Below are 18,318 nucleotides of genomic sequence, written 5' to 3'. Positions count from 1 at the left end.
AAGCGGTGGTGACGAACCGAGATGTCCAGGTATGGCGGGAGGCCTAAGACGCCGGGGTTAGCGAGGCGGAAGCGAGCGCTGAGCGCAAGCCGGAACCCAGCTCAGCGTGCCACCAAGCCCAGTCGTGTCCGCCAGAGATTTCGTGACTTTCAGAGTTTGTTTCCAGCTCTGACAACGCTGTGGCTAGCAGCCGGTTCGAATCGGTCAGGGAGCCCTCTAGGGAGCCGAATTGCAAGATCACGCGTGCTTCAAGGCGGGGGCCATTCTGCAATTCAGTCAAGGTTTCGCCGCCGTCTGAGGCGTCAATCTGTGGCCACCAAAACGAGCCCGATTGGCTCAGTACTGAGCCAAACACTTCTGGTCGTAGCCGCGCTGCAAAGAATGCCGCGAGACCGCCAAAGCTCTGACCGCAAATAACTCTTTGAGCCGGGTTGGAGGTAATGTCATGAGGCACCGCGCCGTGCACCATGGGCAAGCAGCGAATCAGCCACATCGTTGATGAAGGCGCTATTTCGAGGCAGTTCAACGGAGCGAGTGCCGCCGTCGAGGGAATCAATCATTAGCACGGCAACTGGTGGCAACATGCCGTTGTCTATCAGCGTGTCTAAGGTATGTTCGACGGGCAAGTCTTGGGCCCAGACTTGCCCGTCAAAGAGAATCACGAGTGGGAGTTTTTCTCCGCTGTTGGGCAGGGAGATAAACCCAGCAACTACGGGCCGGATGAGCGGAGTTCGACGGCGTCCATTGCAGAGTGCGAACGCTACCTTTGCCTGCGTCCCGAGAGTGTTCGGGGGCTGGCGCGGCAGTGCGTCCTTGAGTGATTGAGCGCCTACCGCCGAGCCGGGCAGCGTAGTCACCGTGCGGGTTCAACGGATCAGCAACGGAGCTTTCCAACACTCGTACCCACCACGCGCGAGTTTCTGGATGATTCCGTTCGGCCGGTGCTACCGGAATTTCTTGTAACGGGATGAACGAGTAGCTACCGCGCCAGTCGGAGGGGACTTCGAGTCCGGCCAACCAGGTGCTGGTTTCTGGTGCTCGGTCCATCAGGCCCAGGTACAAGTTGGTCCGATCCGTGATCGAGTTGACATCGACTTAGAGATGTTCGGCGTTCGCGTCGTGATGAACAAAGACCAGAAAGTCGGTGTGATCAGTTGCCCGCAGGCAAATTGGACTAGTGCGCAGTGCGGCCGGGTCTCCCGGGAGCATTCTGAGCACAGTGTCGAGATCCAATCGGCGCACTTCGCCGGCCCTGTCTGAATCGGCTCCGAATGGCATGGGTAGTTCTCCTGAAATTGAGTGATAGCGAAAATGACATACGTCACATAAAGGAAAAGGCAAGCCTTACCTAAGTTAGTCTAGGCTTGCCTAACTGAATTCGCATGTTAGATGCACCACACTCAACGAGAAAGACCCTATGAAGCCTGCACAATAACCTCGCACTGTTCTTCGGCAAGCCAAAGGGGATCGGCGCGCCTGGGGCGTCGTCGCCGTCGCGCTCGCTGCCGTGCTTTCGGTATCTGCCTGTGGTGCCTCGAGCACGCCGGCTGCCGCAGATAACAACTCTTCCAGTTCTGCCGATCAGGGCACCTGGCCGCGCACCGTCAAACACGACGCCGGTGAGACCACTATCCCCAAGAAGCCGCTCAAGATTGTGTCAACGTCGCTTACGTTGACCGGAACTCTGCTGGCAATCGAGGCACCGATCACAGCAACCGCGGCCACCACGCCGTCGTCAATCACCGACGACAAGGGCTTCTTCTCGCAGTGGGCCAAAGTGGCTGATGATCGCAAAGTCCAGGTGCTCTACCCCAAGCTCACCTTGAACATCGAAGACGTTATCAAGGCCGAGACAGACCTGATTGTTGGCTCGACCGTTGGCGCAGATTCAACTAAAGATCAGTATGACCAACTGAGCAAGATTGCCCCCACCGTGATGTTCAATTACGGCAATAAGTCGTGGGAAGACCTAGCCAGTGCGCTGGGCGTTGCTACCGGACATGAAAGTGATGCCAAAAAGACCGTCTCCGAATTCGACACTTTTGTTACCGAGCAGGCCAAAAAGCTGAAGCTTCCTGAGCAACCGGTCAACGCGTTGCTCTATCAACGCTGGCCAGTCCGGCTCGGTCTTCAAGACAAACAGCGCGCAAGGTCGCTTGCTGACCGCTTTGGGCTTCAAAGTCGAGCAGGCTGATGAAAAGTTCGATACTAATAACCCCAAGCGTGACGATATGGCTGCGGTGACGTTGGAGAACCTGCCTACCGCGCTAACCGGTAAGACCATCTTACTCGTTTCCGGCGGAGACAAAGACGTTTCAGACTTCACTGGCACCGCGGTATTGGCAAATCAGCCAGCTGTTGTGGGCAAGCGGGTTTGGGCGCTGGGCGCAGACACCTTCCGGCTGGATTACTTCAGCGCGAAAAATCTGGTGGACAAAGTTGTGAAGGCCTTCAGCTAAAAAGTGCCTACACAGTCCGCAAAATCTCGAGTCATCCTGGTGGCTCGAACCCCGGGTGGGGCCAAGAGCAAGCGCGTTGTCCTCGTGGCGCTCGTGCTCTTGGTCCTAGTCGTCGTCGTTGCCTTGAGCATCGGCTGGGGCTCGCGTTCGATCGATCCCGGGACGGTTTGGCAAGCCCTGACCGCGCCAGATCCGTGAAATAACGATCACCTTTTGGTCAATGAGTTGCGAGTGCCACGCACCTTGCTAGGTCTCATGGTTGGTTCCGCATTGGGTCTGGCGGGTGCACTCGCGCAATCGCTGACTCGTAATCCACTCGCGGACCCCGGGCTACTGGGTATTAGCGCGGGTGCAGCGTTGGCCGTGGCCGCCGTGATTGCCTTTTTTGGCATCACTCATCCCTTGGGCTATGTCTGGTTCGCCTTTGCGGGCGCGCTTGGTGCCGCAGTTTTGGTCTATGCCTTGGGCGCGGCGCGGAAGAACGGCGCGACGCCGGCCAGAATGGCGCTCGCGGGCGCCGCCGTGGCGGTTTGTATCGGTGCGGCAACTCGCGCAATTTTGCTCTCTTACCCGCAGGCGTTCGACAAATTCCGTTACTGGGATGTGGGTTCGCTGCTTGGCCGCGGTTACGAGGTCTTTCGACGCTATTGCCGTTCGCGGTGGTGGGGGTAGTTATTGCTTTGCTGCTGGCTCGCCCGCTGAATGCGCTGGCGTTGGGCGAAGAAGCGGCGCAAGCGCTCGGGGTATCGCTGCGGGCGACTCGGTTTTGGGTTGCCATCGCGGTGGTACTGCTGGCTGGTGCGGCGACGGCGGCTGCGGGTCCGATCGCTTTTATCGGCCTTGCGGTGCCGCACATTGCCCGGATGCTGGTGGGCCCGGACCATCGAGTGCTGCTGCCTACGGTCTTACTGATTTCGCCGGTGATGATGCTGAGCGCAGATGTTTTGGGTCGAGTGATTGTGCCGCCGGACGAGCTGCAGACCGGAATTTTTACCGCGCTGCTTGGCGCGCCAGTATTCATTGCGCTGGTTCGATCCAGAAAGTTGGCTTCGCTATGAGTCTGCGGGCTGCGAGGCCGGTATCCGCACGGGCTGGCGCGCCGCTCCGGCGATGGGTCCGGCCGGTTCGGCTGGGCCGCTGGTCGATGCTGCTGAATTTGCGTGTGCTCCTGGTGGGCTTAGCGCTTTTCTTGGCGGTCGTCGTCGTGAGCGTTGCGCTACTGGGTTTTGGCTCAATCAACATTCCACCGGGCCAAATCGTCGATGTATTACTGGGTCGGGGGACTGGCCGCAATGAACTGGTCATTATGTCCGTGCGGATGCCGCGTCTGGTAACTGCACTCGCGGTGGGTGCGAGCTTGGGTGCTGCCGGTGCAGTTTTTCAAAGCGTTTCCCGCAATGTGCTGGGTTCACCGGACATTATTGGTTTCAGCACTGGCGCGGCCACTGGTGCAGTTGCGCAGATCATCTTGTTTGGCGGTGGTCCGTTTGAAGTTGCTTTGGCGGCCATTGGCGGTGGCCTGATCGCCTCGATGGTGGTCTATGGCATTTCCCGTCGCGGTGGCGTGAGCGGAGGCTACCGGCTGATTCTGACCGGGATTGGCGTTGGCGCTTTGCTTGCCGCGTTGAACTCCTATCTCTTGACCAGGGGCGGCATTGATCAGGCTGCGTCGGCAAACATCTGGCTCTCCGGCTCATTGGTTGGCCGTTCGTGGGGGCAAGCGGGCATGACAGTGCTGTGCCTATTTGTGCTGTTCCCGTTTCTAGCTGGCTTGGGGCGGCGGCTCTCGCTGCTGGAAATGGGCGACGACGCCGCTCGCCAGCTGGGCGTGCGAGTGGAGGGAACGCGTGTGCTGACGCTGATATTTGGCGTGGGCCTGACTGCCGCGGCTGTTGCTGCCGCTGGTCCGATTTCCTTTATTGCCTTGGCGGCTCCGCAATTGGTGCGACCGATGGCCAAGTCAGCAGCGGTGCCGATCGGGCTTTCTGCCCTGATGGGCGCGTTGTTGTTGTGTGCGGCCGACCTGCTTTCGCAGTGGGCCTTTGGTGCGTTAGTGGTGCCGGTGGGTGTGGTGACCGGGCTTATTGGCGGGGTTTATTTGATTATTTTGTTGGCAAAACGGGTGTGATTTCGTGGCACCCTCAGCTTCGGGTATTCTGGAGTCTGCTCTTCTCTGGCCTGGCACTAACTGGCAAGTGAATTGCAATCAAGGAGGATTCGCCTAGCGGCCTATGGCGCACGCCTGGAACGCGTGTTGGGTTAACGCCCTCGGGGGTTCAAATCCCCCATCCTCCGCAGTATGAAACCCGGTCCAGACGAAAGTCTGGGCCGGGTTTTCTGCTTCCTGACCAGCACCGCCTGGCAGGCTTCGCTAGACTGGAACCCTCGACGACGGCGTGGAACGAGTGGTGACGATGCCCAAGAAGGAACTTGACGAGTTCGATAACCCGGCCACTCGAGCGGCCAGATACCAGGAGGCGCAAGAAGCAGCCGCTGAGCCTGAAATTGAGATCCCGCCCTTCCGGCCTGACGACGTTGCCGCTCGGGCAGATGCCGCAGTAGACCTAGCTGTTGCGCGTGGAGATTTCGACAACCTCGCTTATGCGGGCAAGCCGCTGTCGAATTTGGGCACCACTTTGGACCCAGATTGGTGGGTTCAGGGCCTCATCCAGCGCGAAAATCTTACCGGCATTGGCCCGCCCGCAATTATGCTCCGCAAAGAAGACGCCGAGCTCGACGGCGTTTTGGACAAACTTAGTGCCGAGCGTGCGGTGCGGGATGCCCTGGAAGAGTTCAATGCTCGAGTCGTTGAAGCTCGAAGGCAGTTGCTTGGTGGCCCGCCGGTGGTGACCAAATTGCGCGATGTGGACCAGGAAATCCAGCGTTGGCGAGCTCGCCGCTCGGGGCGGGCTATGCCGTCGTCGGCTGAGCAGCCGAAGAAATCGCCAGGATTCTGGCGCGGCTTGTTTCGAGCCAAAACACCCTAGGGTGAAGCGCCCATTGAAACAAAGGTATGCGATGTGTATCTTTGTTACTCACGAGTAATATTTCCGGTTTACCGAACACATGTGAGGTGTTCATGGCTACGGACCATGTGGACGTTTTGATCGTGGGCGCAGGAATTTCCGGGATCGGCGCCGCCTGCCATCTCCGCAGAACGTTACCTGACCGCAGTTATGCCATCTTGGAAGCGCGCGAGGTCAGCGGCGGTACCTGGGACCTCTTTCGTTACCCAGGAATCCGCTCCGATTCAGATATGCAGACCTTCGGCTTTAAACCGTGGAAATCTGAAGATTCGATCGCTGATGGCCCGGCGATCTTGAGTTATCTGCGTGAGACGGCTGAAGAATATGGCGTTGACAAACACCTCCGCTACCGGCACCGGGTCACCGCTGCCTCCTGGTCATCGGAACCCGCCTCCTGGACCGTGGACTTTGAGCGGCTAGACACCGGCGCTACGGAACAGATCAGCTGCAACTTCCTCATGATGAACACCGGCTACTACAACCACGAAGCCGGGTACCAACCGGAGTTCCCCGGCCTCCAGGACTACCAGGGCAGATTCATCCACCCGCAACATTGGCCCGAGGACTTGGACTACGCCGGAAAACGGGTTCTAGTGATTGGTAGCGGCGCAACCGCGGTAACGCTGGTGCCAACGATGGCGGCCACCGCAGGCCACGTGACCATGTTGCAGCGCTCGCCTAGCTACATTGCGGCGCAACCTAAACAAGACCCGGTGGACCGCGCCTTGCGTAAGGTGCTGCCGCTTTCAGTCACGTATCCCTTAGTCAAGTGGAAAAACGTGCTCAAACAAGTAGCGATTTTCAAGGCCAGCAAGGCAATGCCCAAGGTGGTCCGGTCCGGCTTGATCCGCAGGGTGGAGAAACAGCTCCCGGCCGGCTTCGACGTCGAAAAGCACTTTGGGCCAAAATACAATCCCTGGGACCAGCGGCTATGTTTAGTGCCCGACGGCGATCTCTTCACCGCGATCCGCTCGGGATCCGCCTCGGTGGAGACAGACACCATTGAAACCTTCACGCCCACCGGGATTCGCTTAGCTTCCGGCAAGGAGCTTGAAGCAGATATTGTCGTTTCTGCCACCGGGCTGAATATGTCTGCCTTGAGCAACATCAAGGCCACGGTTGATGGTGAGCCAATTGATATGTCGAAGGTTGTGGTCTACCGAGACACCTTGGCTAGCGGCGTGCCGAACTTTGCCTTCACTTTCGGCTACATCAATTCTTCTTGGACGTTGAAAGTAGATATCACCGCGCAATTCACGCTCCGGCTACTCAAGTACATGGATGCGCACGGCTATGACATGGTGAAACCGGAAGTTACCGACCCAACCATGGCGCTCAAACCGATGCTCGATTTCGGCGCTGGCTACATGCAACGCAGTGCACAGAACTTCCCGCGGCAGGGATCCACCAGGCCGTGGGAAGTACGAATGAGCTATCTCTCGGACCGTGCCGCTTTGCGCAAAGCAAAATTTGATACGCCAGAGTTGAAATTCAGCAAAGCGCCCGCAGCGGTCAAAGCCAGCTTCTAACTGCCTTTTTGCCTAGACTTTGACGTCATCGAAGTAGGTTCTGCGTGAGCGGATCAGATAACCATTGGGCTGCTGCTCTAGATCAAAGAAATCACTGAATTTCACCATTACGGTTTCACCGGATTTCAGCGAACCTCGAAGCGTACCTTCTACCGCGATGAATTTATCCTGGCTAAACATGCGCTCAATTTCGTGTTTCCCAGCCGCGATGATGCGATCGTTCGCGTAGAAATCTTTGAGGCTTTGCTGACCTTTGAAGACCGGATATCCCGGCCTTTTGTATTCGGCCTCCGGATGAAAAAGCTCAAGCAGGCTGAGGTCGCCCGAATCGACAAGTCGGTAGTAAGCCAAGATGACGGAAGTCTGGCCATGGTCTGGACCGGTTGTGCCGTCTGTAATCTTGTTGCGTTGGCATCGTTGAATCCCTCCAGTTGCTAGGCGTTCTCGTCTGGTTCAAAGACAAAAGGCATTGTCCACGTGATCGGCTCGAAGCCAAGTCGGGTAAGTATCGGTTCTGAGGTGGGTAAAGCATCGACAAGCACCAGTTCACGTCCTTGGTCGCTCGCTTCAAGGACCCTGCTCGCCACCAGGGCGGTGAACAACCCCTTGCGTCGGAAGTCAGGATGCGTCCGGCCGCCCGCGAGCTCGGCAACATGACCGCCTGCTCGAAGATAGAGCCGTCCGCAAGCCCGTGGAACACCATCAACATAGGCAATATGAATGCTAATCTCACCCGGATGAGATTCCCTTTCCGCGGCAAGTCTTTGCCGTTCCTGCGCTGCGTTCCGGCGTCCTAATGGGTGCGCGATTTCCTCGTAATCATTGAAGCCCTGCGCATCAGTGACTTGGCGAATATCTAGAGCTTCGTCGGCTGGCAGCATGGCTTGATCCACTGACAGCGCTAAGACGGTCTCACGGTCATCAGGCTCAAACCCAGCCTGAGTCAGTAGCTCCGGCAGCTTTGGTAACGAGTCATGACCGTAAACCTTCCACTCCAAGGTGTACCCGGCTTTTTGCGCGCGTTGCTTTTCTGCCGCAATTGTTTCTTCAACGGCCTCCGGTGCGCATGCGGTGAAGACGATGCGGCACTCGGAGCCGTCGGCAGAGAATTCCCGAGTCAACGGGTCGGCTTCTGTACTAGTCTGCAGAGCTTGTCTTTCTGCATCGAGAAGAGCAAGAGGTTGCTTAGACATGAGGGGTGCTTTCTGTCAGGTGGTTTAGTTCAGATACTGGCCGATTTTGCGACATCGCTTCAAGGATTTCCAGAAGTCGATTGAGGAAACTTTTGGCGCGATCTTGGCTGAAGATCTCAGTGTTGTAGGTCAAACCCAAGTCCAACTTTTCCGAGTTTTTGAGGAAGACAAATTGCAGGTCAGCTTCCTTCGAGCGTCGAGGCAGATTTTGCACCGTGAACGTTGCTCCGCCGCTTTGCGTGGTTAGTTCCACTGAGTCCACGTGATCGAAGGCAACCATCACGTCGAAGAGCGGACTGCGGTCAATTCCTCGGTGCCAGCCAACGTCCTTCATGATCTCGCCGTAGGGGTATTCCTGGTGGGCCAGCGCATCGATTAGTTGCTGTTGGCTGCTTTGTAATACTTCAGCAATGCTCTGGTCTGGCGAGGTGCGGAACGTTAGTGGAATGGTCTTAATGTAGAAGCCGATCTGCTCATCCATATCTACGCTATCCCGGCCTCGGGAGTAAGTGCCCATGGTGATCTCAGAGCGCGAGGTCTGTTCCTGAAGCAGAAGGCCAATGGCAACTTGGCCAACCACAAATTTGGTGACCTTATGCGCTTGGGCTAGAGCGGCAAAATTTCCGGTGAGCTCGGCTGGAACTGCAAGTTCGAGGCGTCTTCCCGTCAGGGCTGCCTGCATCGGTCGCGTAGAATCTGTAGCCACCGGCACCATGGAAGAAGCATCCCGGATTGCCTCTCGCCAAAAGTTTTGGTCGCTGCTGAGCTGCTCCGCGGTGCGGCGGGATTCACCCCATGCCGAGACGTCTTTGAACTGGAAACTGAGCTCACTGAGTGCCGCGGGACGATCCTCAACCAGCGCACCATATATTTCCTGAATATCGTGGTGCAGCACCATCGCTGAAGTAGCATCAGAAATCAGTTGATGCATCGACGTCAGCAAGCTGAACTGCGTTGCTCCGGTCTGGAATAGATCTGCACGAACGAGTGATTGCGATTCAACCTCAAACGGAACCTTGAGCCGGGCTTCGATGAGTTTATCTAGCGCTTCCTGGCTAAAATTACCGCTCACGTCATGCCGAACAAATTCAGGTGTGATCTCGCCAGGCTGATGGATTCGCTGGCGCTCTGCGCGGATATCGAAGGTCGTTCTGAGCACTTCGTGGCGCTCGGTAGCTAGCAAAAATGCGCGCTGCAGCAGAGTCGGATCGAAGGGGCCGGTAATCTCAAAAAGATCATTGCGATTGAACGCAGAAAGCTGCTGACTGGCATACTCTCGTTCGATGTTTAGGAGCAGTCGCTGGGTAGCGGCCACGGGGTAGCTGCCCGCTCCGCCGATCGAACTAATTGAGGTCTCCAGCACGGAGTTGCTGGCATTATCTAACATTTTTGCCAACTCGGCCACCGTTGGGTTTGAAAACAATTGCTCCAGCCGAACTTCAACCTCCATCCGGCGGTGAATCAATGCTAGAACCTGGATAGCACGCAGGGAATTGCCGCCGATTTCAAAGAACTGATCCTCGGCACCGATCAATTCGCGGCCCAATACTTCACGCCAGATTGCCGCGAGCGCAATTTCCGTTTCAGTGCTGGGCTGCACTACCGAGGTGATTTGTTCCGGAGCTGCCAGGCTGGTCAACGACTTACGATCAATTTTGCCGTTGGAAGTCAGTGGTAGCTGTTCTAAGACCATGAATTCGCTGGGAACCATGTGGTGTGGCAGCTGCTCTTGAACATGTTGCCGGCAAGCCTCTACGCTGCCGCCGGCATGGAGGACAAGGTAGGCGAACAGCTGTTTGTCACCGTCGTTGAGCTGTTTAAGTACGACGGCGGCCCGCTTCACTCCGGGCGCCTCGTCAACGACGCGCTCGATTTCGGCAAGGCTTACCCGGAAGCCCCGGACCTTGACCTGACTGTCCGTCCGTCCCAGGTAGTGCAGTAGTCCTTCGTTGTCCCAGAATCCGTTGTCCCCGGTGCGGTACATGGATCGTGACGGGTCAAACGGGTCAGTGCCAAAGACTTTCGCGGTCTGCTCGGGTGCGTTGAGGTAGCCTCGGCTGACGCAGATTCCGGAAACATAGATTTCACCCGCTGCCCCTTGCGGTACCGGGCGGAGGTGCTCATCGAGCACATAAATCAAGGTGTTGGGGATCGGCTTACCAAGCGGAACATCTTCGGTAGTGACTTTCGCGGTCATGATGTGGTGAGTCACGTCGTCGGACGCTTAGGTTGGTCCGTAAGCGTTTACTACCAGGACCTGGGGCCGGAGCGTTAGCCATCGGTTTACTTGTTTGGGCAGGCAAGCCTCCCCGGTGACGCTCAGATACTTCAGAAGCTCCAAGCTGGGTTCTGCTTGATGGTGCTCCCAAGCGTCGAGCATCGCGTCAAGATAGGAAGGAACTACTTGGAGTACGGTGACTCCTTCGGCGTCAATGCGCTGGCCAAACTGAACTGGATCGAGCTGCAGCTGTTGCGAGGCAATCACGGTTCGGCCGGCCATGAACGGTGCGGCAAACATTTGCTACAAAGAGATATCAAAGCTGTTTGAGGCATTTTGAACAATAACGCTTTCGGAATTCAGACCAAGGTCGCGAATCTTCGCATATAGGTGGTTGAGCATTCCTAGCTGCTCCACCATCACACCCTTTGGCTTACCGGTGGAGCCTGAGGTTTAAATGACGTAGGCAATTCCGCGCACCGAAATGGGTAGGCTCAGATTTTCGTTGCCAAAGTCGTCTCCGGTGAACTCGTCAACGTCCACGGCAACGCATTCTGTCGGAATCTCGGATCGGAGCGAATCCGGAACTTGGCGGGGGTCCAGGAGCACTACCCGAATTTTGGCGCTCTCAAGAATTGAACGAAGGAATGCCGAAGGGTATTTCGGATCGATTGGCATATACGCGACGCCACACTTCCACAGCGCGATGATGCATTCCACGGTGAGTATTGACCGATCCATGCCTAGTGCGACGACGTCACCGGGAGCCACCTTGAGCTCGGCCACTAAGTAATGCGCTAGCCGGTTGGCTCGCTCATTGAGCTCGCGGCACGTGCGTCGCTGCCCTGGATCGTCGGCCGAGCGGTAAGCAATTCTGTCTGGCTGCTGTACCGCTATTTGTTCGATTCGAGTATGAATTTGATGTTCTTGGTCGAACGGCACTTCGTGGTAGCCAAGGTTCTGGACTCGGTGCGATTCCGTTACCGATAGCAGCGGTGCGAGTTTAAGCGGCTCTTGTGCGTTGTTGAGCACAAAGTCCAACAGGGTTTCGAAGCTCTGCCACAGTTGGTCCAGGCAGCTAGACCAAACTGTTCAGTGTCGAAGCGAATGGCAGCGCCGAGCGTGTTTTCTTCCTCCGCCAACATGATGTTCAGCGGGAAGACGCTCGTCTTCAACGTCAGTTCTACCGGCGTCACAACGAGCCCGTTATTCGCCAATCCTTCCAGCGGGCCGGCCGAATCTCCGCCGAATTGTTGGAACTCGACCAGTACATCGAAGAGGTCAGAACGACCTTTCATTCCTCGTGTTTGTAACTCAGAAACGAGTTCTTCATAGGGGTAATTGGCGTGACGAAGCGCGTTATGGAAGGTTGTTCGCACGTCCTTTACCAGCTGTTCGAAGCCGATACCCGCTGCCGCATTCAACCGCAACGGAACCGTGCGGACCAGCATGCCGACCAGATTTTCCACAAGCTCGGTATTACGCCCAGCCACCGAGGTGCCCAGGACTAAATCGCCATTTTCACTAAACCGACTGAATACTGCCGTAAAGGCACTCATTACCGTCACAAACACGGTGGTCTTATTGGTCTTCGTGAAGTCTTTCAACTGCGCCCATAACGGTTCAGCCAAGGAATAATTTGCGTAAGATCCGGCAAATTTTGTGCGGTCAACCGTGGTCGCAGAGAGTGCCAAAGCTTGCGGAACGTCGGAAAATTGATTTAGCCAATAAGCGCTAGAACTTTCGGAATTCGTTTCGCTCAAGACCGCTTGATCAAGTTGATGTTCTTGGTAATCAATCGTCGCCGGGAAAACAGCGGGCCGGCCAGATTTGGCGGCGTCATAAAGGGTGCCCAAGTCGCGAACCAGAACGCCTAGCGACCAGCCATCAGCGACGATGTGATGAGTGGCAATCGTCAATAGCTGCTGATCATTGGCACAGTCAGCAAGTTGCACGCGTAGCAAGGGCGCTTGGTCAATAGCAAACACTCGGGCGGCAAAGTCTGCCACCTCTGGAGCTGTTTCTGTTGCAGAATCGATCGCTGTGAGGCTGCAGTGTTCAAACTGAACCGTGACCGCCGCGGGCGAAGCCACTTGCTGCATTACTTGACCGTCAATCAAGCGGAAAGAGGTGCGCAGCGCGCCGTGTCTGAATCGCCCCGGCGTGTCCGGAGACTTTCTTGTTTGAGAGGATCAGGACATGGCAGGGAAAACTACGACACGGTATCCGCAGGAGTTGAAGGATCATACGGTGCGCATGGTGGCGGAGATGGAGGGTGCGTCTTCGGAGTGGGCGGCGATGCAAAAAGTTGCCCAGCTTTTGGGTGTGGGTGTGCCGGAAACGGTGCGTAAATGGGTCCGGCAAGCCGAGATCGATGTTGGTACTAGAACTGGAACAACGAGCACGGAATCGGCCGAGCTGAAACGGTTACGGCGTGAGAACGCTGAGCTGAAACGGGCGAACGCGATCCTTCGGAGTGCTTCAGCTTTTGTCGCGGTCGAACTCGACCGCCACAACACTGATCGTGAAATACATCAAGGACCATGCCGGTCACCGCGAGAATAATGGATTGCGGTGGGGTGTCGAGTCGATCTGCCAGGTGCTTACTGGGACGGGGTGAAGACCACCCCGTCCACGTACTACGAATGGGTGGATAAAACACGATCTCACCGAGAACAACGTGATGAGGTGCTCAAGCCCGTGATCCAGAAGGTGTATGCCGCTAATTACGGGGTTTACGGCACCAGGAAAGTCTGGTTGGCGATGAACCGTGAAGGTGTGCCGGTGGCCAGGTGCACGGTAGAACGGCTCATGGGGTTACTTGGCATACAGGGTGCGGTCCGTGGCAAGGTCAAACGCACCACGATCAAAGACTCGAAGGCGGCCCGAGCGAAGGACTTGGTCCGCCGTGATTTCACACCAACGGCACCGGATCGGCTATGGGTAGATGATTTCACCTATGTTTCGACCTGGTCCGGGTGGGTCTATGTTGCCTTCGTGATCGATGCTTACTCTCGGAGGATCCTGGGCTGGTCAGCGAGTGCTTCTATGAACACCGTGCTAGTGCTCAACGCAGTTAATCAGGCAATCTGGAGTCGTGAACGGGCCGGGGCTGAGATTTCCGGGGTGATTCATCATCACGATGCCGGGGCTCAATACGCCTCCTTGGCCTTCACCGAACGCCTGGCCCAGGCCGGTATCCGCCCCTCGATCGGTTCTGTGGGTGATAGTTACGACAACGTCTTGGCGGAAACCATCAACGGGCTTTATAAGACCGAGCTGATCAAACCCGGCAAGCCCTGGCGGACTCTAGAAGAAGTCGAAATCGGCACCGCTGAATGGGTCGATTGGTACAACCACCGAAGGCTCTACCAGTACTGCGGAGACATCCCACCAGCAGAGCTAGAAAACCACTACTACAATCACTACCAGAGCACGGCAGCCGCCGACAGGCTCATCGTCTGAGAAACCCTCCGGACACACCGGAGCGGTTCATATTACATAAATGTGATTGTATAGTATTACGTATCATAGTTGGAGGTATCTGCAGTGAAAAAACTGATCAGGATGATGGCAATGAGCTTAATTTGCGTCTTCTTACTTGGAGTTCTCTCCCCATCTTTAGCCGTTGCGCAGTCTCCCTACCAGATCGAACAACAATGCCTCGCAAAAATTGTCCAGTGTAATTATGTTGTCGAATCTCTAGGCGAGACTAGGCTGGGCCCCCGCGCCAATGTTAGCGAAGCCGTAACAAATCTTAGTCTCGGGATCGTGACATACGAGCTTTCATGGTCACAGACCACTTCAATAAGCGACGAATTGGGCGGGTCTGCGTCATTTCAGGCCACAAGCGGCTTCATCACAGCGGCTATCAGGGCGAGTTATTCACATACTTGGACAAGCAGTAAAACTGAATCTTCATCAATCAGCATCACTATTCCTCCTGCCACTACCAGCTGGGTTGCGAGAGCAACAGTTCAACAGCAGGTTACGGGAAAACTGATCGCATCCTACCCGGATGGCACGAGGGAAGTACATGGAACTTTTTGGGCTCCGGTGGTAACACCAAAGCCAGATGACCCAAAGTCAGGTTTGGTGGTCTGCAGTTCTCAGGATCCAGGATGTTAAGCTAGATGATCAACATAAGATATTTATAAAAAAATAATTAATTAGATTTAGGTGGGTAAATTGATTAAAAGATTAGTCTCCCTGGTCGCACTGGTATCTTTTTCAGCGCTTGGCTTAGCCGCCCCAGCTTCAGCTGAGAATTCCGTAGGTGGCTATGGTGAGTGTGCAGAATATGTTCAATATAATAATTATGCCTGGGAGAACACTTCTGACTTTGTGGTAGATAACTACCCATTCACTAACGGTGGGAGGCTTATACGCGAAAATATAACCTTTACGCTCAACCAAGCAAGCAATCTCTATGATTTGGGGGAGTTAGGGCTAAAAATATCGGAGAAACTCACTGCATATATTAGGCCTTACTCTAACAACAGTAGCTACCCGCCTTCAAGTTTATTGATGAATCAGGCGGGCTATACCGCGATGTACTCCTCTTCTACAAAACAGAAGCAGTGGATTCCAGAGATCATGGATTATGCCTCTTACGATTACCGACAAGTGGACGGAAATGGCTGGAACACTACAAATCTGCCCTCCGTAGTTACTTACTGCAAAAATGGAAAAACTGCACATTACGAGTTTAAAGGCACACTCTTCCGGGAATGGTTTAATATTAAGATCTATTAGAGATGTAAGTGCAAAATATATTGAGGATAAAAATGTTGAAGTGCTTCTTTTTTGCTTGTCACATTTTCAATTAACTTGTTTTTTGTCCACCTGCTTTCGCTGGTCTTCATGATTATTCTCCCCGGCAATTTGAAGTAACTAATGTGGCTGGATACTCTGGGTCTGCGCCATGTGCTATAGCGATAATGCCGAATGGGAAAATTGGCTATGTAACAAACTCTGCCACTAATACGATCTCAATTATTGATCTTGTATCAAAAAAGAAGTTGGTACGGTATATGGTTACGCTGGATCGGCTCCAGATTCAGCAGTGGTTACACGAGACGGTAAAAAATTATTCGTTGGAAACCACGATAGTAACAGTGTCAGTGTCATTGACACCTCAAGCAACCGAGAAGTAGGAACAGTCTCAGGATATAAAGGTTCGGGTCCTAGGGCTTCGCAGATCTCGGCTGATGATAAAAAACTCTTCATATCAGATAATGTATCTATGAAATGTCTCTATTGTTGATGTGGCATTGCGAAAATTAGTCGGTAACGTTGCCAACCACACTGGCTCCAGACCAGATGCTCTCCTGAGAGATCGAACAGGACAGGTCGTATATGTAGCGAATCGCTACTCTAATAGTATCTCTAATCCTGGACGTGACATCAAACCGTATTGTACAAGATATGAATCGCTCCGGTGTGTCCGGAGGGTTTCTCAGACGATGAGCCTGTCGGCGGCTGCCGTGCTCTGGTAGTGATTGTAGTAGTGGTTTTCTAGCTCTACTGGTGGGATGTCTCCGCAGTACTGGTAGAGCCTTCGGTGGTTGTACCAATCGGCCCATTCAGCGGTGCCGATTTCGACTTCTTCTAGAGTCCGCCAGGGCTTGCCGGGTTTGATCAGCTCGGTCTTATAAAGCCCGTTGATGGTTTCCGCCAAGGCGTTGTCGTAACTATCACCCACAGAACCGATCGAGGGGCGGATACCGGCCTGGGCCAGGCGTTCGGTGAAGGCCAAGGAGGCGTATTGAGCCCCGGCATCGTGATGATGAATCACCCCGGAAATCTCAGCCCCGGCCCGTTCACGACTCCAGATTGCCTGATTAACTGCGTTGAGCACTAGCACGGTGTTCATAGAAGCACTCGCTGACCAGCCCAGGATCCTCCGAGAGTAAGCATCGATCACGAAGGCAACATAGACCCACCCGGACCAGGTCGAAACATAGGTGAAATCATCTACCCATAGCCGATCCGGTGCCGTTGGTGTGAAATCACGGCGGACCAAGTCCTTCGCTCGGGCCGCCTTCGAGTCTTTGATCGTGGTGCGTTTGACCTTGCCACGGACCGCACCCTGTATGCCAAGTAACCCCATGAGCCGTTCTACCGTGCACCTGGCCACCGGCACACCTTCACGGTTCATCGCCAACCAGACTTTCCTGGTGCCGTAAACCCCGTAATTAGCGGCATACACCTTCTGGATCACGGGCTTGAGCACCTCATCACGTTGTTCTCGGTGAGATCGTGTTTTATCCACCCATTCGTAGTACGTGGACGGGGTGGTCTTCACCCCGTCCCAGTAAGCACCTGGCAGATCGACTCGACACCCCACCGCAATCCATTATTCTCGCGGTGACCGGCATGGTCCTTGATGTATTTCACGATCAGTGTTGTGGCGGTCGAGTTCGACCGCGACAAAAGCTGAAGCACTCCGAAGGATCGCGTTCGCCCGTTTCAGCTCAGCGTTCTCACGCCGTAACCGTTTCAGCTCGGCCGATTCCGTGCTCGTTGTTCCAGTTCTAGTACCAACATCGATCTCGGCTTGCCGGACCCATTTACGCACCGTTTCCGGCACACCCACACCCAAAAGCTGGGCAACTTTTTGCATCGCCGCCCACTCCGAAGACGCACCCTCCATCTCCGCCACCATGCGCACCGTATGATCCTTCAACTCCTGCGGATACCGTGTCGTAGTTTTCCCTGCCATGTCCTGATCCTCTCAAACAAGAAAGTCTCCGGACACACCGGGGCGATTCACTATTGAGTCGTGGTCCAATTGCGGCACTCACTGGAGCCGGTTTGAGCACCGATTCCGGTATCCCGGACTAGCGGGGACCGAGAGCGCCCGAGCGAAACCCATTAACCTACCAAGAATTTATTGCGGACGAAGATCTGCGCCGTCGATATTGGGCCCGGAACCAGCTCGGTTGGCGGCACTTGCGGCGTGCTGCGCCGAACGCCGGGCATTTTGCTGTAGCTGAGTTGGAAAATCGGGGACTTCTTAGTGGTCTGATTACGCAGAATGTTGACCGTCTGCATGAAGAAGCAGGGTCACGAAATGTTGTTGATCTGCATGGCAGATTTGACCGGGTGGTGTGCTTAAGCTGCAAAACCGAGTTCAGCCGTGATCAGATAGCCGAGCTGATGGATCAGTTCAATCCAGATTTCTTGGCTCGAGCACATGCGACCGGAACGATTAATCTTGCGCCAGATGCTGATGCAGATCTTGACAGTGCGGAATTTATCGCATCTTTCCGAATTGCTCCGTGTCAGATTTGCGGCGGCATGCTCAAGCCGGATTTCGTCTTCTTCGGTGAAAATGTGCCGAAAGATCGAGTCGAACGAAGTTTTGCGATGCTGGAGTCTGCCTCGACCTTGTTAGTCGCGGGTTCCTCGCTCACCGTGATGAGTGGGCTGAGATTTCCCCGGCGGGCGGTGAAAGATGGCAAACCGGTGCTGATAGTCAATAGGGGAGTGACCCGTGGAGACGACCTTGCAACGCTCAAGATTGATGCTGGAGTTGGCAGCGTACTTCGCTATTTTGCGCAGAATTTGCCGGATGCCCCTTTGGCTCAGTAGAGTAGTTCTTCGTCGGGTTGCTGAGTGAACCCGCAGAAGGGCCTTTAGCTCAGCTGGTAGAGCGCCACGTTTACACCGTGGATGTCATCGGTTCGATCCCGGTAGGGCCCACAGTACGAAAATCCCCGTTTCCAAGGTTTAAAAACCTGGAGGCGGGGATTTTCTTGTGTGTGGCCAATAATCGTTGTTGACGTTCCAGCTAAGAATTTAGGACAACCGATTGATAACAGTTTCACCTGCATATGGTTATACAGCTTACGCACAGGTAGCATCAGGTCAGCAACTATCGCTCCCAGC

General features: G+C 55.1%; 14 protein-coding genes, 2 tRNA genes and 6 pseudogenes. 13 read left to right on the top strand and 9 right to left on the bottom strand.

Going from position 1 to position 18,318, the window contains the following annotated elements; genetic code table 11:
* Positions 1-43 precede the first annotated feature (43 nt).
* The 3 genes and pseudogenes from RSAL33209_RS14745 to RSAL33209_RS20160 form a co-directional block, all read right to left on the bottom strand.
* On the bottom strand, positions 44-469 hold the full coding sequence (locus RSAL33209_RS14745) for an alpha/beta hydrolase (protein ID WP_049759020.1): 426 nt from the start codon (positions 467-469) through the stop codon (positions 44-46).
* Positions 444-848, bottom strand: coding sequence for an alpha/beta hydrolase-fold protein (locus RSAL33209_RS19385; RefSeq protein WP_411741006.1), 405 nt, complete (start codon positions 846-848; stop codon positions 444-446). The genes RSAL33209_RS14745 and RSAL33209_RS19385 overlap by 26 nt, the downstream gene beginning before the upstream one ends.
* A 4-nt stretch (positions 849-852) precedes the next feature.
* Positions 853-1,047 (bottom strand): annotated as a pseudogene (locus RSAL33209_RS20160) (enterochelin esterase domain-containing protein); the annotation flags it as partial.
* A 460-nt stretch (positions 1,048-1,507) separates the two neighbouring features.
* On the opposite strand from RSAL33209_RS20160, the gene fepB reads away from it, so the two are divergent.
* The 8 genes and pseudogenes from fepB to RSAL33209_RS14710 all read left to right on the top strand — a co-directional run bounded on the left by fepB (position 1,508) and on the right by RSAL33209_RS14710 (position 7,014).
* On the top strand, positions 1,508-2,194 hold the full coding sequence (gene fepB / locus RSAL33209_RS14735; protein WP_012246698.1) for a Fe2+-enterobactin ABC transporter substrate-binding protein: 687 nt from the start codon (positions 1,508-1,510) through the stop codon (positions 2,192-2,194).
* On the top strand, positions 2,157-2,459 hold the full coding sequence (locus tag RSAL33209_RS18270) for a hypothetical protein (RefSeq protein ID WP_199533226.1): 303 nt from the start codon (positions 2,157-2,159) through the stop codon (positions 2,457-2,459). The genes fepB and RSAL33209_RS18270 overlap by 38 nt, the downstream gene beginning before the upstream one ends.
* A gap of 39 nt (positions 2,460-2,498) precedes the next feature.
* Complete coding sequence (locus RSAL33209_RS19020; protein WP_233494224.1) at positions 2,499-2,657, top strand: hypothetical protein; 159 nt, start codon at positions 2,499-2,501, stop codon at positions 2,655-2,657.
* A gap of 57 nt (positions 2,658-2,714) precedes the next feature.
* Positions 2,715-3,517: pseudogene (locus tag RSAL33209_RS20155) on the top strand (FecCD family ABC transporter permease).
* Positions 3,514-4,587, top strand: coding sequence for a FecCD family ABC transporter permease (locus RSAL33209_RS14725; RefSeq protein ID WP_012246694.1), 1,074 nt, complete (start codon positions 3,514-3,516; stop codon positions 4,585-4,587). The pseudogene RSAL33209_RS20155 and the gene RSAL33209_RS14725 overlap by 4 nt, the downstream one beginning before the upstream one ends.
* A gap of 82 nt (positions 4,588-4,669) precedes the next feature.
* Positions 4,670-4,754, top strand: a tRNA-Ser gene (locus RSAL33209_RS14720).
* 119 nt (positions 4,755-4,873) lie between these two features.
* Positions 4,874-5,446: a DnaJ family domain-containing protein gene (locus tag RSAL33209_RS14715; RefSeq protein ID WP_041685907.1), complete on the top strand. Its 573-nt coding sequence runs from the start codon at positions 4,874-4,876 to the stop codon at positions 5,444-5,446.
* Positions 5,447-5,538: 92 nt separating this feature from the next.
* Positions 5,539-7,014, top strand: coding sequence for a flavin-containing monooxygenase (locus RSAL33209_RS14710; RefSeq protein ID WP_041684865.1), 1,476 nt, complete (start codon positions 5,539-5,541; stop codon positions 7,012-7,014).
* Between the two features lie 12 nt (positions 7,015-7,026).
* Here the strand turns inward: RSAL33209_RS14710 and RSAL33209_RS14705 are convergent, their stop codons facing one another.
* From RSAL33209_RS14705 to RSAL33209_RS14690, 5 genes and pseudogenes are all read right to left on the bottom strand, one after another.
* The gene (locus RSAL33209_RS14705; RefSeq protein WP_012246691.1) at positions 7,027-7,365 is read right to left on the bottom strand and encodes a nuclear transport factor 2 family protein; all 339 of its coding nucleotides are present in this window, start codon (positions 7,363-7,365) and stop codon (positions 7,027-7,029) included.
* Between the two features lie 83 nt (positions 7,366-7,448).
* A complete protein-coding gene (locus RSAL33209_RS14700) occupies positions 7,449-8,207 on the bottom strand; it encodes a GNAT family N-acetyltransferase (RefSeq protein WP_012246690.1) in 759 nt (252 codons plus the stop codon).
* The gene (locus tag RSAL33209_RS19005) at positions 8,200-9,594 is read right to left on the bottom strand and encodes a condensation domain-containing protein (protein ID WP_233494352.1); all 1,395 of its coding nucleotides are present in this window, start codon (positions 9,592-9,594) and stop codon (positions 8,200-8,202) included. Before RSAL33209_RS19005 ends, RSAL33209_RS14700 begins: the two co-directional genes overlap by 8 nt.
* 6 nt (positions 9,595-9,600) lie before the next feature.
* Positions 9,601-11,367, bottom strand: a pseudogene (locus RSAL33209_RS19860) (non-ribosomal peptide synthetase); the annotation flags it as partial.
* A gap of 38 nt (positions 11,368-11,405) precedes the next feature.
* Positions 11,406-12,563 (bottom strand): condensation domain-containing protein, encoded by a 1,158-nt coding sequence (locus RSAL33209_RS14690; RefSeq protein WP_080503842.1) that lies wholly within the window; start codon positions 12,561-12,563, stop codon positions 11,406-11,408.
* A gap of 61 nt (positions 12,564-12,624) precedes the next feature.
* Between RSAL33209_RS14690 and RSAL33209_RS14680 the strand changes: the two are divergent.
* The 3 genes and pseudogenes from RSAL33209_RS14680 (at position 12,625) to RSAL33209_RS20150 (ending at position 15,691) form a co-directional block, all read left to right on the top strand.
* A pseudogene (locus tag RSAL33209_RS14680) lies at positions 12,625-13,890 on the top strand (IS3 family transposase).
* A gap of 714 nt (positions 13,891-14,604) precedes the next feature.
* Positions 14,605-15,180 carry a hypothetical protein gene (locus RSAL33209_RS14675; RefSeq protein WP_145962101.1) on the top strand — a complete coding sequence of 192 codons (576 nt, stop codon included), beginning with the start codon at positions 14,605-14,607 and terminating at the stop codon, positions 15,178-15,180.
* Between the two features lie 310 nt (positions 15,181-15,490).
* On the top strand, positions 15,491-15,691 hold the full coding sequence (locus RSAL33209_RS20150; protein WP_158539325.1) for a YncE family protein: 201 nt from the start codon (positions 15,491-15,493) through the stop codon (positions 15,689-15,691).
* Positions 15,692-15,883: 192 nt separating this feature from the next.
* On the opposite strand, the pseudogene RSAL33209_RS17260 reads toward RSAL33209_RS20150, so the two are convergent.
* Positions 15,884-17,149 (bottom strand): annotated as a pseudogene (locus tag RSAL33209_RS17260) (IS3 family transposase).
* A gap of 53 nt (positions 17,150-17,202) precedes the next feature.
* Between RSAL33209_RS17260 and RSAL33209_RS17255 the strand changes: the two are divergent.
* Positions 17,203-18,021 (top strand): annotated as a pseudogene (locus RSAL33209_RS17255) (NAD-dependent protein deacetylase).
* A gap of 38 nt (positions 18,022-18,059) precedes the next feature.
* Positions 18,060-18,132 (top strand) — tRNA-Val (locus tag RSAL33209_RS14655).
* Positions 18,133-18,318 lie beyond the last annotated feature (186 nt).

This window comes from Renibacterium salmoninarum ATCC 33209, assembly GCF_000018885.1.
Taxonomy (GTDB): Bacteria; Actinomycetota; Actinomycetes; order Actinomycetales; family Micrococcaceae; genus Renibacterium; species Renibacterium salmoninarum.
Note: the sequence above shows the minus strand (reverse complement) of the source record. Positions and strands in the feature narration are given on the sequence as shown.

Coding starts and splice junctions, on each gene's coding strand:
- RSAL33209_RS14715 (WP_041685907.1), top strand. CDS start 4,874: ATGCCCAAGAAGGAACTTGACGAGTTCGATAACCCGGCCACTCGAGCG.
- RSAL33209_RS14725 (WP_012246694.1), top strand. CDS start 3,514: ATGAGTCTGCGGGCTGCGAGGCCGGTATCCGCACGGGCTGGCGCGCCG.
- RSAL33209_RS14745 (WP_049759020.1), bottom strand. CDS start 469: ATGGTGCACGGCGCGGTGCCTCATGACATTACCTCCAACCCGGCTCAA.
- RSAL33209_RS14700 (WP_012246690.1), bottom strand. CDS start 8,207: ATGTCTAAGCAACCTCTTGCTCTTCTCGATGCAGAAAGACAAGCTCTG.
- RSAL33209_RS14710 (WP_041684865.1), top strand. CDS start 5,539: ATGGCTACGGACCATGTGGACGTTTTGATCGTGGGCGCAGGAATTTCC.
- RSAL33209_RS19005 (WP_233494352.1), bottom strand. CDS start 9,594: ATGTTAGATAATGCCAGCAACTCCGTGCTGGAGACCTCAATTAGTTCG.